At 69.2% G+C, this 13,881-nt stretch carries 6 protein-coding genes; 3 read left to right on the plus strand and 3 right to left on the minus strand.

The window, feature by feature from the left end:
- Nucleotides 1–57 precede the first annotated feature (57 nt).
- From G569_RS0111460 to G569_RS0111470, 3 genes are all read right to left on the minus strand, one after another.
- On the minus strand, nt 58–7,692 hold the full coding sequence (locus G569_RS0111460) for an OmpL47-type beta-barrel domain-containing protein (RefSeq protein ID WP_169542121.1): 7,635 nt from the start codon (nt 7,690–7,692) through the stop codon (nt 58–60).
- A gap of 175 nt (nt 7,693–7,867) precedes the next feature.
- Nucleotides 7,868–10,024 (minus strand): MMPL family transporter, encoded by a 2,157-nt coding sequence (locus G569_RS47515; protein WP_053226198.1) that lies wholly within the window; start codon nt 10,022–10,024, stop codon nt 7,868–7,870.
- A gap of 3 nt (nt 10,025–10,027) precedes the next feature.
- Nucleotides 10,028–10,390 carry a hypothetical protein gene (locus tag G569_RS0111470; protein ID WP_157591968.1) on the minus strand — a complete coding sequence of 121 codons (363 nt, stop codon included), beginning with the start codon at nt 10,388–10,390 and terminating at the stop codon, nt 10,028–10,030.
- Between the two features lie 150 nt (nt 10,391–10,540).
- On the opposite strand from G569_RS0111470, the gene G569_RS0111475 reads away from it, so the two are divergent.
- From G569_RS0111475 to G569_RS57760, 3 genes are read left to right on the plus strand one after another with little or no spacing between them, the layout of a single operon-like run.
- Entirely contained in the window at nt 10,541–11,428 is an 888-nt protein-coding gene (locus G569_RS0111475; protein ID WP_028063520.1) for a cupredoxin domain-containing protein, read from the plus strand.
- A complete protein-coding gene (locus G569_RS0111480) occupies nt 11,425–12,894 on the plus strand; it encodes a multicopper oxidase family protein (protein WP_028063521.1) in 1,470 nt (489 codons plus the stop codon). Before G569_RS0111475 ends, G569_RS0111480 begins: the two co-directional genes overlap by 4 nt.
- The gene (locus G569_RS57760) at nt 12,894–13,601 is read left to right on the plus strand and encodes a cupredoxin domain-containing protein (protein ID WP_053226199.1); all 708 of its coding nucleotides are present in this window, start codon (nt 12,894–12,896) and stop codon (nt 13,599–13,601) included. The genes G569_RS0111480 and G569_RS57760 overlap by 1 nt, the downstream gene beginning before the upstream one ends.
- Nucleotides 13,602–13,881: the final 280 nt, after the last annotated feature.

Here is a 13,881-nt window from a genome sequence, read left to right on the forward strand (position 1 = left end):
TTCGAATCTAAAGCCCACCTAAGGGGTCAGACCCCTTAGGCGAGCTTTAGGTTTGCCCTAGCGGATCGCGAGCGTGATCGTGCGCGTCGACTGCTTCGCCGACTTGCCGTTCGCGCGCAGGCTCACGCCGAGCGTGACCTTCACGGACCCCTTGGCCTTCTTCAGTGCGCGCTTGACCGCCGCAGACGGCTTCAGCGTCACGGACTTCGCGCCGGCGGTGGTGAACTTCACCTTGCCGGACGCCAGCGTGGTCTTCTTCAGACCCAGCTTCTTGGCGACCGCCTTGGAGACCGTCAGGGTCGCCGTGCCGGTCATCGCCTCGGTGGCCGTGACCTTGACCGCGAGGCCGCTCTTGGAGAACGCGGCGATCGTGGTCTTGTTGGTCTTGGCCACGCCGAACCACGGCTCGACCGCGGGCGCCGGGGTGACCTCGTCGGCCTTGACGTTCGGAGCCGGCGCCGCCTGGGCCGCCGTCACTGTGACCGTCGTGGTCGCGGTCGTCACCGCACCGCGGCGATCCTGGACCCGCAGCGTGACCGTGTAGGTACCGGCCGCCGTGAACGTGTGGACCGGGTTGGCGTCGGCCGAGCCGCCGCCGTCGCCGAAGTTCCACGCGATCGACAGGCCGTCCTCGTCGTCGGACACCTGCGAGCTGAACTGCACCCGCAGCGGAGCCGTGCCGGAGATCGGATCGCTGGTGATCTTCACCGTCGGCGCGGCGTTGGCCGTCGCGGTCACGTTGACCGCGATCGTCTTGGTCGCCTTGGCACCGTGCGGATCGGTGACCGTCAGGACGACGTTGTAGGAGCCCACACGCGGGAACTTGTGCGTGAGCGTCTCACCCGTGCCCTTGGCCGAGCCGTCGGCGAAGTCCCACTCGTAGGTGAGCTTCTCCTTCTCCGGATCCGTCGCGCGGGCGCTGAACTGGTACGTCAGCTCGTCCACGGCGAACGGGGTGCCGGTCTCCTCGATCGTCGGGGCCTGGTTGCCCGCCGGATCGGTGACCGTGATGGTGATGTTCTTCTGCGCGGTGGCGCCCGAGGCGTCCTCGACCGTGACCTTCGCGGTGTAGGTGCCCTTCGCGCCGTACGTGTGCGTGGGGTTCTGCTCGAACGACTTGCCGCCGTCGCCGAAGTCCCACGCGTACAGCAGCTTGCTGCTGTCGCCGTCCGGATCGGTGCCGGTCGCGGTGAACGCCACGGTCAGGCGGGCGGGCCCGCTGGTGACGTTGGCGCTCGCCTCGACGGTCGGCGCCTGGACGCCGGCCTTCGTGACCACGACCGTGACCTCCTTGGAGGCCGTCTCGCCCTGGCCGTCGGTGGCCGTGACCTTGCCGATGTAGGTGCCCGGCTTGGTGAACGTGCGCGTGACGCCGCGGCCGAGGAACGAGCCGTCCGCGAACTCCCACTTGTACGTCAGCTCGCTGCCGTCGGGGTCATAGCCCGAGGCCGAGAACCGCGTCTGCAGCGGGGCCACGCCGTTGGCCGGATCGGCGAACGCCTCGATGACCGGGGTGCCCGGCTCCGGGATGTCGATGCCGAACGCGACCGACTTGGTGGCCTCGGCGTTGCCCGCCTTGTCCACCGAGCGGTACTCGACGGTGTGCTGACCCTCGGCCGAGACCGTGGCCTGCGAGGTGAACGGGTTCGTGCCGGCCGTGTTGGTGGCCTTCACCCAGTCGCCCTGCGTGGCATCGGTCTTGACGCGGTACTCCGTGTAGTCGACGCCGGACGGCGCGTTGCCGGCCGGAGCGGCGGACACGGTGAGCGTGCCGAGCATCGCGGCGTGGATCGTGCACTGGAACGTGTACGTGCCCGCCTCGGTCACGACCTTCGTGGCGGAGTTGCCACCCGGGAACGTGATGTCCGCGACCTGGTTGGCCGCGCTCGGGCTGCCGCCCGCCTTGTACAGGTACGCGTTGTGCGGGAACGTCGCCGTCGCTTCGGGGAAGTTGAAGCGGACGGTGTCACCGACGATCGCCGTCAGCGACGTCGGGTCCCACTGATCGCCGGAGGCGCTGATGTTGACCGTCTTCGGAGCGGGGCCGCCCTCGGACGGGTCCTCGGCCGAGAACTTGACCGTGACCGGGCCGCTGTACGTCCGGCCGGCGCCCGGCGCGGCCGGGTCCAGCGTCGACGTGGTGACCGGAGCCAGGTGGTCGTTGATCCGGGCCTTGATGGTGAACGTGACCGTCTTGGCCGTCTCGACGTTGCCGGCGGCATCCGTCGAGCGGTAGTCGATCGAGTACGCGCCGGCCGCCGTGAAGGACGGCTTGTTGGCCGGGTCGTACGTCACCCACTCGGCCGCGGCCGCGTTGGCGACGAACTTGGCCGCGCCGAACGCGCCGAACGCGGTCGGCGAGTTGACCATGTACTCGCTCTTGGCCACGCCGGAGGTGGCATCGGTCGCGGCCAGCGTCAGCTGGACGGGGCCGTCGTAGGTGCCACCCGGGCCGGGCGTCGCCGGCGACAGCGTCGCGGTCGAGCTCGGCGCCACCTTGTCGACCTTGACCGTGAGGGTCTTGGTCGCCTCGGTGTTGTTGTTCTTGTCGACCGAGCGGTACTCGATCGTGTGCGTGCCGGCCGTCGTGACGGCGATCGGCGCGGTGTAGGCGGCGAAGGCGCCGCCGTCGACCTTGTACTCGGTCTTGTCGACGCCCGAGCCACCCTGGTTGTCCGTGGCCGCGAGGGTCACGTTGACGTCCGAGGTGAACCAGCCGTTGGTGCCGTTCGGAGCGGCCGGAGCCGTCGTCGCGGTGGTGGTCGGAGCCGTGGTGTCGGCGCCGGTCGGGCAGTTGTCCGGGGTGACCCGGAAGTAGTCGACGTGGGCGATGGCCGGGACGCCGTTGGACGGGAACGTGCCGCCCGCGGGCCAGTTGTCTTGGGCGATCAGGCCGATGCGCGAGCCGACGGCGTCACGCCGCGCGCCGCTCGACGGGTTCAGGTCCAGGTTCCCGGTGATGCTCGGGAAGTTGACCCAGTCGGCGTTGGCCGCCGAGGCCGGGGCGATGACCTGGTACTGCGCCTGAACGGTGTTGGCGCCGTTGGAGCGGATGTACCGCATCTTGATCGTCACCGGACCGGTGTTGGTCGGCAGGATGTTCGCGCTCGAGCCGCCGGTGCGAGCACCCTCGGTCGAGGACGGAGCGTCCTTGGAGGACTCGACGAAGATCGCCGAGGAACCCAGGTTGTGGGTGATGGTGGAGCGGAAGAAGTTGTTGTCCCCGTTCCAGACCACCAGGCCCACGTTCTGCCAGCCGCCGCGGAACTGCACGGTGAACTGCGTCTCCGCGGTCCAGTTCGTGCCCAGAGCGGGCAGGTCCTGGCCGAGGAAGTTGATCGGACCGACCGACGTGGTCGCGGCGGCGTCGATCTCGAGGTCGTTCGTCGGCAGGTGCAGCTGGCCGCCGGAGACCGTCGGCGCGAGCGGGCCCGTGGTGGGCGTGCCGCCGTTGCGCGTGTGACGGATCCAGCGCGGCAGGATGTCCGTGCCGTCGAACTCGTCGGAGCGATCGCAGACCGGGAGCTGCACCTTGAACGTGACCGACTTGGTCGTCTCGGTGTTGGCCGCCTTGTCCGTCGAGCGGAACTCGACGAGGTGCGTGCCGGAGCTCGAGATGTTGATCGAGTTCACGAACGGGTTGTCGCCGGCGCTGTTGTTCAGCGTCGTCCAGTTGCCCGCGGTGCCGTTGGTGGTGATGCGGTACTCGGTCTTGTCGACGCCGGACGCGTTGGTGCCGGTGTCGGCGGCCGAGAAGTTCACCTTGACCGCGCGGTCGTACGTGTCGCCGGTCGCCGGGGCGGCCGGGTCGAGCGTCGCCGTCGTGGCCGGGGCGTCGGTCTCGCAGGTGAGCGGATCCGGGGTGACCCGGAAGTAGTTGACGTCGACCGTGCCGGGCGTGCCGCTGTACGGGTAGGTGCCCGTGGTGCCCGGGAAGTTCGACTGGGTGATGATGCCGATGCGCGAGCCGGTGGCGTCACGACGCGCGCCACCCGACGGGTTCAGGTCCAGGAAGGTGGAGCTGCCGCCGAAGTTCGCCCAATCCGCCATCGCCAGGTTGGCCGGAGCCATGACGCGGTACTGCGACGTGACGGTGTTGGAGCCGCTGGCGCGGACGTAGCGCATGCGGATCGTGATCGGGTCGTTCTTGTTCGGCGCGATCGTGATGTTGCTGCCGGCCTGAGAGCGGGCGCCCTCGGTCGTCGTCGGGTTGTCCTTGGACTGCTCGACGTAGATGTTGCCGGCGGACAGGCTGTGCGTGATCGAGGAACGGAAGAAGTTGTTGTCGCCGTTCCAGACGATCAGGCCGGTGTTCTGCCAACCACCGGTGTACTTGACCGTGAACTCGGTCTCGGCGGTCCACGCCGAGCCGAGCGCCGCCAGGTCCTGGCCGATGAAGTTCACCGGGCCGACCGACGTCGCGGCCGCGGCCGCGTCGAGCTCGAAGTCCGCCGTCGGCATGTGCAGCTGGCCGTCGGAGAACGTGAAGGCGGTCAGCGGCGAGCCGCCGTTGCGCGTGTGGCGCTGCCACTGCGCACCGAGGGAGGTGCCGTTGAACTCGTCCGAGCGGGCCGAGGTGCAGCCGGCGCCCGTGATGATCTTGAACGTGATCGTCTTGACCGTCGAGACGTTGGCGACCTTGTCGGTCGCGCGGTAGTCGACGGTGTAGTCGCCGGCCGAGTTGAAGGCGACCGGAGCGGAGTAGACCGTGTACGCGCCGCCGTTGACGCGGTACTCGATCTTGTCGACGCCGGAGCCCGTCGCGTCATCGGTCGCCGTGATGGCGAGCGACGTCGAGCCGACGAAGATGCCGCGCTGGTCGACGGCGCCCGTCGTGGTGGCCGTGGCCGTCGGGGCGGTCTCGTCGTGGATCTCGAGGACCTCGAAGTCGGTCGTCTTGACGGCCGAGACGTTGTCCTTGGCGTCCGTCGCGCGGAACTCGATCGTGTACTTCTTCGCCGCCGTGAAGTCGACGGCCGCGGTATAGGGCTTCCAGTCGGTCGTGCCCGCTTCGCGGTACTCGATCGTCTTGACGCCCGCGCAGCCTGAGTCGGTGGCGGTGAGCCTGAGCGTGGCCTTGTTGACGAACGTGTTCGCCTGGCCCGGGTACGCCTGGCCGGTGACGTCGGCGACCGCGGTCGGGGCGGCCGTGTCCGTCAGGCACTCGTCCTGCACGTTGAACGAGATCTTCACGATCTGCGTCTGGTTGGAGGCGCTCGTGTTCGAGCGGCAGCAGCCGACCGAGAAGCGGGCCATGTAGAGCTCGCCGTCCGGGGCGAACTGCGTGCCGATCACGAGGCTCGAGTTGGCGCTGTTCGGGTTGACGCCGCCGTTGTACGGGAGCCAGTCCTGGACCCGCAGCATCTGGTTGTTGTCCTTGCGCATCCGGACTTCCTTCCAGAAGCCGGTGTTGTCGCCGCGGTTGTTGATGAACCAGGAGCCGTCGTAGTAGCGCGGGAACGCGCCCTGGCCGGCGCTGGCCTGGTCGTAGCGGTAGATCGGGCCGGTGATCGGCTGCATGCCGCCGGCGCTGAGGTCGCCGTAGTCAGCCGTGCTCTGGCCGCCCGAGGCGCCCGCGTACTTCTTCCAGATCGTCGCCGGGATCGGCTTTGGCAGCGTGTCCAAGCCGTCGAACGTCGGATCGACCGGGGTCTGGCCGTCCGGCGCGTAGCGGATGTCGGACGGGATCGTCGCGGTCGAGCAGTCGTACTGCTGGCCCGTCGACTGGCCCGTCGCGTAGTTCCAGCGGTAGTTCGTGTTCGCCGGCGACTGGTCGCCCATGCAGAACGGCCAACCGAAGTTGCCGGCCTTGTTGATCAGGTTCCACTCGCAGATGCCGGCCGGCGAGCGGTTGGCACCGTTGGCGTTGTTGTCGTGGCAGTACTCGCCCATGCCGATGATGCCCGGGTTGGCCGGGTCGGTGTGGACGGTGAACGGCTGCCGGAAGCCCATCGCGTAGATCTCGGGACGGGTCTTGGCGGTGCCGACCGGGAACAGGTTGCCCGTCGGGATCGAGTACGTGGCATCGACGCCCGGATCGGTGTTCGCCGGGATGTCGCCCTGCTTGGGCGTGATGCGGATGATCTTGCCGCGGAGGTCGGCGGTGTTGGCCGACGTCTTGCGGGCGTCCCAGCGCTCCTTGGCGCGGTAGTCCAGCGGCGTGTAGCCGTTGTGGCCGGAGGCGTTGGGCGACACGTCGTCGCCGACGCCGAGGTACAGGTTGCCGGCCGAGTCGAAGTCGAGGCCGGCGCCGCCCACGTGGCCGGGGCCGGAGTCGGTCGGGCCGCCCGCGAAGCCGGAGGGCGAGCCGGAGATCTTGGCCTTGGGGACGCGCAGGATCACGCGCTCGGAGTTGGGCTCGGCGGCGGTGCCGTCGGCCGTCAGCGTCCAGCGGCTGATCTGGTTGTAGCCGACGACCTGGACGTTGCCCGTCATGGGCCAGTCGGGGTTGCGCGGCGAGTAGTAGACGAAGATGTTGCGCTTGTTCGGGTCAGTCAGGTCGAAGCCCGGCTGCAGGCTCATGCCGAGGACGCCGTCCTCGGAGTTGCCGTGATCCGCGCGCGTCGGGATCGTGATGACGGTGGTCTTGTTCCCCGCGGGCTTGAGCGGGTCGTACATCTTCACGTAGCCCTCGGAGGTCAGGCTGATCGGGTTGCCGATCTCGGACCAGTAGACCTTGCCGTCCTTGGCGACATCGATGCCGATCGGGTTGTTGGCATCGGGCACGACGACCGTGCGGGTGAACGAGGACCAGACCGTGCCCGAGCAGTCGGACTTGCGGCCCTCGCCGGCGACCCAGCGGACGCCGCCCACGATCATCTTCACGAAGTTGTTGTCGCCGCCGTTGGCGGTGTAGGACGCGCCGAAGTGGCCCATCGACGTGACCCAGGTGCGGCCGTCGCGGTAGCTCTTGGGCGTGCCCGTGTTGTCGTTGACGTTGTCGCCGTCGTAGAGCTTGCACCACGTGACCGGGTGGTCCTGGCCCATGGCGTTGCCGCCCGGCGTGTAGGTCCGCTCGTCGAGCGTGGCGAGCACGTGGTGGTCGCCGCGGACGTTGCGGTTGAAGTTGTAGTGCTCGTCACCGAACGTGAACGTGTCCGGCAGGTCGCGCGTCGACAGGTGGTTGTGGTCCTCCACCTGGACGGTCGCGACGTTGTTGAGGTCGGTGGCGGCGTGGCCCTTCATCGTCGAGCCGACGACGGAGTTGGCGTTGTTGCCGTCCCACCAGTTCCACGTCTCCTGCAGCGTGCCCTGATCGGTCGCGTTGTGGATGCCGGCGATGCCACCGCCGTTCTGGATGTACTTGATGATGGACGCCTTCTGGGCGTCCGACCACAAGGGGCCGGGCGGCCCGGCCGAAGCGTTCAATAGAACGATCGCGTCATACCGAGCGAGGTTGTCGTCGGTGAAGATGCGCGGGTTCTTGTTGGCGTTGTCGCAGTTGTTCGCGCCGCCGCCGTTATTGGTGCAGTCCTCCCAGTCGACCGTGTAACCGGCGGCCTCGAGCGCCGCCTGGACGACGGGGCGACCGCCGTTGATGCCATCGGTGTGACGGAAGCCGGTCGTGCCCGTATAGAGCAGCAGGCGCTTGGTCTGCGTGCCCTGCGCCTGAGCGGCGGAGGGGGCGAGCACTGCCGTCAACAGCGTCGCGATTGCCAGACACCACAACAGAACGACACGCCGCGCAGGCATGCCGAACGACCCTCGGTGAACCATCCGAAAAACTCCTCCTCCCGGGGAATCCATTCCCTCTCCCCCGGTTTCGCTGACTTACGTATTCCGTACGACAGAAACCCAGTTAGGCAGCACTCCGACCGTCAAGCTACGTCCTTTAGCTAACGATGTCAAGAGCTTTTGCTCGTTTGTGCTACACAAGTTCAGGCTTTGAGGGCCACCAATTGCGTTCTCCGAGGAGAATTGCGATGGAAGGCACCAAAAGTGCCCGCACGAGGAACGTGTCCGCGAGCAGGCCGAGCGCGACGACGAATCCCACCTGGAACAGCGATTCCAGCGGCAGCGCCATCAGGACGCTGAACGTCGCGGCGAGCACCAGACCGGCGCTCGTGATCACGCCGCCGGTCCGCTCGAGGGCGGACACGACGGCGGCTTTTGTCGAATCCTGTCGCGCGCGCTCCTCCCGGATGCGCGCGAGCAGGAAGACGTTGTAGTCGACCCCGAGGGCGACCAGGAAGATGAACGCGAACTGCTCGAGGCTCTCGTCGGAGGCCGGCTGGCCCATGACGTGCGTGAAGACGAGCGAGCTCACGCCCAGCGCGAAACCGTAGGACAGGATCACGGTCGCGACGACGTAAAGCGGCATGACCACCGCGCGCAGGAGCACGGCGAGAATGACCAGGATGAGCGCGAGGCCGATCGGGACGATGAGCCGCGTGTCGCGGCGCAGCGCCTGCTGGGTGTCGTAGGCCTCGGGGACCTCCCCGCCCAGGAGCACGGGCCTGCCACCCGCCGCCGCGCGCGCGGCGCGGCGGAGTCCCGGTACGGAGTCGGTCGCCTCATCTGAGAAAGGATTCATCTTCAGATAGGCGCTGGCCAAGGCTAGTTGCGACTCCTGGCCGTTCGGGGGAAGCGAGCCCGCCGAGAGGTACGCCTCTTGGACAGGTGTCGTCAGTCCATCCGTCAATTTGGCCAGCACGGCTTCCCGTGCGCCGTACGGCATGACGACGTTGATCGGGGCGGCGCGCCCCGGGATGAAGCGGTCGGTGATCAGCTGCTCGCCGGCGACCGATTGCGGTGGGGTGCGGAAGGCCTCCGAGAAGTCCAGCGGCTCGCGACCGCCCACCGCGCCGAGCGCGCCGAGGAGCAGGATCGCGGTGACCGAGCCCGCCGTCACCTTCGGGTGACGGGCGACCAACGCGCCCACGCGACGCCACATCCGGCTCGGCGGCCGAGCCTCGACCTCGACCTGAGGCACAGCCGGCCAGAACGACCGCCGGCCGAGCGTGCCGAGGATCGCGGGCAGCAGCGTCAGCCCGGCGGCGACCATCACGACGATGCCGAGCGCGAGGATCGGGCCCATCTCGCGGGTGGCATTGAAGTCGGCGACCGCCAGGACGAGCATCGCCACGACGACGATCGCGCCCGCGCTGAGGATCGCGGGCCCGGTGCGCTCGGTGGCGGCACCCATCGCCGCGCCGACGTCCTGCGTCCGGCGCAGCTCGTCGCGTAAGCGGGCGACGATCAGCAGGCAGTAGTCCGTCCCCGCGCCGAACATCAGCACGATCAGGATCGCGGTCGTCTGGCCGCTGACCGATGTCACGCCGGCCTCGACGAGCATGTACGTCAGGCCGCCGGCGACGACGTAGGCGATCCCGACGACCACCAGCGGGACCAGCGCCACCAGCGGTGAGCGGTAGATCGCCAGCAGCAGCAGGACGAGCACGCTGCAGGTCACGATCAGCAGCTTGTCGTCGATCGTCTTGACCGCCTCCGAGCGGTCGGCCTCGAAGCCGACCTCGCCCGTGACATAGGCGCGCAGCCCGGTCTTGTCGCCGGTGGGCGGAGGCACGATCTTGCGGATCGTGTCGACCGCCACCTCGGCGGCGGGCGTGCTGTCGTCGGTCATCAGCGCCGTCGCCAGGCCGACGCTCGCGTCGGAGGACGTGAGCAGGCCCGGGCCGCCGGGGCTGAGGTCGAGCGGGTCGGTCTTGCCGCAGCCGAGCCCGTACGGCGTCCCGACGAGCTTCAGGCTCGGGATCGCCCGCGAGGCGCAGATCCGCCGCGCGTCGCTGACCATCCGGTCGTGGTCGGGCGACTGCAGCCCGCCGTCGCGGAAGTAGGCGATCACCGCGGCGCTCTCCGAGCCCGCGCGGAAGCGGGCGTCGATCGTGCGCTTGGCCTTCAGCGACTCCGAGCCGCGCACCATGAAGGTGTCGCTCTCGTCGGCCGCGCGGCCCTGCAACGGACCCTGGAGCGGGACCATCGCGGCCGCCAACAGAAGCCACGCGCCGATGACCACCCAGCGCGAACGTGCACTCGCCGCCAGCGAGGACAGCGACTGCAGCATCGGCTAGATGCCGCCGCCGACGCCTTCGATCTGGGTCACCGCGTCGTTCTCGGTGTAGACGTAGATCAGCTTCGGGTTGAGCTCGATCGGCACGGGCTGGCCGGCGCCGTCCTTGACCGACACGACGATGTCACAGCCCTTCGCGCTCGCCTTGCTGCGGGCGTCGTCAAGCTTGAGACCTATCAATTCGGCGGTGTCGAACGCGTTCTTGGCGGGCCTATACTCGGGCTCACCGCCGGCGCTGGTCGCGCCAGTGGGTTCGAGCGGGCAGCGGATCGCGGTCAGATCGGCGCCCTTATTCGGTTTCTTCTCCTCCTCACCGCCTCGGGCCGCAATGGCGATGCTCGCGATGGCGAGCACGGCCACGGCCACGAGGGTGAGCAACCACCTCGTCCTCACAGCGACCGGAAGCTAGCACCTTGATCGCACGATGACAACGACCTTCTGGACATATAGACGTGGACTTTGGTCAACTATGTGTGGTAACTTCGCCGACGATCGGCCTAAGAGGAGAGGATGAACACCGGTTTTCGTAAGCGTCGCCGCGGCATCCTCGCGGCGACTTCAACGCTCGTCGTCGCGGCAGGGATCGCCGCCGCGAGCGTCGCGGGTGCTGCGCAGGACACGACGATCTTCGCGTCCGACAACGGCGGCAACTGCTTCACCACGACTCCGGGCGGCGCGCCGTGCGGGGCGGGCGGGCCTGTCGACATCACGATCGAGACGGGTGACACCGTCACCTGGGACTTCCGGACCGGCACGAACCTGCACAACATCGCCGCCGCCGACAAGGACGCGTCCAACCCGCCGGACGCGGACTGGAACAAGTTCAAGCCCGTGCTCTACCACAACCCGGGCGAGGGCGTCGACACCTACACCTTCGGCAAGCCCGGCGTCTACAAGTACGTCTGCCAGCTGCACGCCACCGCGATGCACGGCACGATCACGGTCGAGGGCGACCCGGTCGAGACCGCCACGCCGACGGCCACCGCGACCGCGACGGCCACGCCGACGTTCTCCGCGACGGCGACCCCGACGGCGACCGCGTCGGCGAGCCCGACCGCCACGCCGGACGATCACACCTCGACGCCAGCTCCCGGGCACACCTCGGCGAAGGACTCCGAGGCGCCGCGCCTGCAGCGTGCGAGCGTGAAGAAGGTCGCAACCGGCGCCCAGCTGCGCTTCTGGCTGTCCGAGCCGGCCACGGTCACGATCGATTTCGTGCGCAAGGGTGCGAAGTCGTCCACGACGTCGGCCGTCGTCCAGGCGCCCGCCGGGACGCGCACGTTCGTCCTGCGCACCCGCGCGCTGCGCAAGGGCACTTACACCGTCACGCTCTCGCCCACCGACGCGATGGGCAACAAGGGCCCACGCGGGGTCAAGATCCTGAAGGTCGCGAAGTGAGCCCGTTCCGCGCACCCGCCGACGCCTGGTCGCGGCGCGACTTCATGGTCAACGGCTTCGGCTCGCTCGCGCTGCTGTGCACGGTCGCCGCGCCGGGCAGGCTGCGTGGCAAGGCCGAGGTGACATCGGCCGCGCTGCGGTCCCAGGCGCGCTCGCCGTTCGAGCCCTTCCAGCGCGACCTGCCACGGATCCCGGACCTGCTGCCGACGACGTCCTCGCGCGCGCGGGATACTTACGAGATCGCGATCCGCGAGGGCATGGCCGAGATCCTGCCCGGGTTCCAGACCCCGATCTACGGCTACGAGGGGATCTACCCCGGGCCCACGATCCGGGCGCGCAAGGGCCGCGAGGCCGTCGTGCGGCAGAAGAACACGCTGCCGTTCGAGACCAACGTGCACCTGCACGGCGGGTACGTCCCCGCCGCCCACGACGGGCATCCGATGGATGTCATCTCGGCCGGCGGGACGTTCGACTACCACTACCCGAACCAGCAGGACGCGGCGTCGATGTGGTACCACGACCACGCGCACGGCCGCACCGCGCACACGCTCTACTACGGCCTGCTCGCGATGTACGTGCTCGAGGACGACCTCGAGACCCAGCTCGGCCTTCCGCAGGGCGAGTACGACGTGCCGATCGTGATCGCCGACCACGCCTTCAACAAGGACGGGTCGTTCCGCTACGAGGAGAACGTCGACCTCGGCTTCCGCGGTGACACGATCCTGGTCAACGGCGCGGTCTCCCCGCGGATGAAGGTGCAGCGGCGCAAGTACCGGCTGCGCTTCCTCAACGCGTCCAACGCCCGCTCCTACTCGCTCAAGCTCGGCAACGGGCGCCCGATGCTGCAGGTCGCCGGTGACGGCGGGCTGCTGTCCAAGCCGGTGACGCGGACGAAGATCCCGTTCCACCCGGCCGAGCGCATCGATCTCGTGCTCGACTTCTCGGCGTACGGCCCCGGCGAGCAGCTCGTGCTCAGCAACGCCGACGGGCTCGGCGGGACGGCACCGATCATGCGCTTCGACGTCGAGGGCGGGCGGACGAGCGAGGACTTCACGGTGCCGTCGCGGATGCGCGAGCCGGAGCGCCTGCCGGTCGCGAACGCCCGCCGCACGTGGAACCTCGCCCTCGGCACCGCCGCGTGGCAGATCAACGGTCTCGGCTTCGATCCCAACCGGATCGACGTCCGCCCCCGCCGCGGCTCCACGGAGATCTGGACGTTCGTGAACAAGTCCCCGCGCGTGCACCCGATGCACCTGCACGGGTTCCAGTTCCGGGTGCTGGAGCGCTCGAGCGCGCCGGTCGAGGTCGCCGACAAGTCCGGCTGGAAGGACACCGTGGGCGTGTTGCCAAACGAGACCGTGACGGTGCTCGCGTGGTTCGCGCCCTACAGCGGCAAGTACGTGTTCCACTGCCACGCGCTCGAGCACGCCGACAAGGCGATGATGCTGCAGATGGAGGTCGTGTGATGCGTCTTGCCGGCCTCACCCTCGTCGCGGTCCTGGCGCTTCCCAGCGCCGCGTTCGCCGATGCCACAGTCCAGGCCACCGACGGCACCCTGCCGGACGGCAGCGACAACCGCTGGACGCCCAACGCCCTGACGATCAAGGCGGGCGAGACCGTCACCTGGTCCTTCGCCGGCACCACGATCGCCCACAACGTCAAGTCCGCCGCCGGCTGGGACCTGGTGAACGCCCCGGCGGTCGCCGGCCCGCCCGCGACCTACACGTTCACGACGCCGGGCACGTACGAGTTCTTCTGCCAGCTCCACGCGACGCCGATGCGCGGCACGATCACGGTGACCGACGCGACGGGCACCGCCCCGCCGCCTCCCCCGCCGCCGCCGCTGAGCGAGCAGCCCTTCGTCAACGACTTCCCCGGGCCGACCGTGCTCGAGGTCCGCGACACCGTCGCACCGACGCTCGACCGCGTCACCGTGACCCGCGCCCGCAAGAGCGCCAAGGTCCGCGTCCGGTTGTCCGAGGCGGGCAAGGTCGCGGTCGAGCTCACCCGCGGCAAGCTCGTCAAGCGCCGCACAGTCGAGGTCCCCAAGGGCAGCTCCTCGTTCACCGTCACCGGCCTGCGCGCGGGCACCTACCGCGTCAAGGTCAGCGCCTCCGACCTCGCGGGCAACGCCGCGAAGGCCTCGAAGCGCACCCGCATCACGATCCGCTGACGCGGCGCGGCGCGGCGTGGAGCCGCGTCGCATGGCGGTGCCGCGCGCGGTTCGGCGCCGCGCCGCGGCGTGGAGCGGCGTCGCATGGCGGTGCCGCGCGAGGTGCGGCGCCGCGCCGCGGCGTGGAGCGGTGCCGCGTGACGCGCCGCCCGCGCACGGCGCCGCGCCGTGACGCGCCGCCCGCCGCGAGTGTCGGCTCGACCCGCCGCCCCGCGGCGCGCCACGCCTCGCCAGAACGACGGAGGGCCCGCTCGCGCGGGCCCTCCAAGGCACTGCTATC

Origin of the sequence: Solirubrobacter soli DSM 22325 (genome assembly GCF_000423665.1) — a bacterium.
GTDB lineage: Bacteria > Actinomycetota > Thermoleophilia > Solirubrobacterales > Solirubrobacteraceae > Solirubrobacter > Solirubrobacter soli.

What these genes read in the sequence shown, in the direction of transcription:
- G569_RS0111475 (WP_028063520.1), top strand. Translation starts at nt 10,541, where the DNA reads ATGAACACCGGTTTTCGTAAGCGTCGCCGCGGCATCCTCGCGGCGACT.
- G569_RS47515 (WP_053226198.1), bottom strand. Translation starts at nt 10,024, where the DNA reads ATGCTGCAGTCGCTGTCCTCGCTGGCGGCGAGTGCACGTTCGCGCTGG.
- G569_RS57760 (WP_053226199.1), top strand. Translation starts at nt 12,894, where the DNA reads ATGCGTCTTGCCGGCCTCACCCTCGTCGCGGTCCTGGCGCTTCCCAGC.
- G569_RS0111460 (WP_169542121.1), bottom strand. Translation starts at nt 7,692, where the DNA reads ATGCCTGCGCGGCGTGTCGTTCTGTTGTGGTGTCTGGCAATCGCGACG.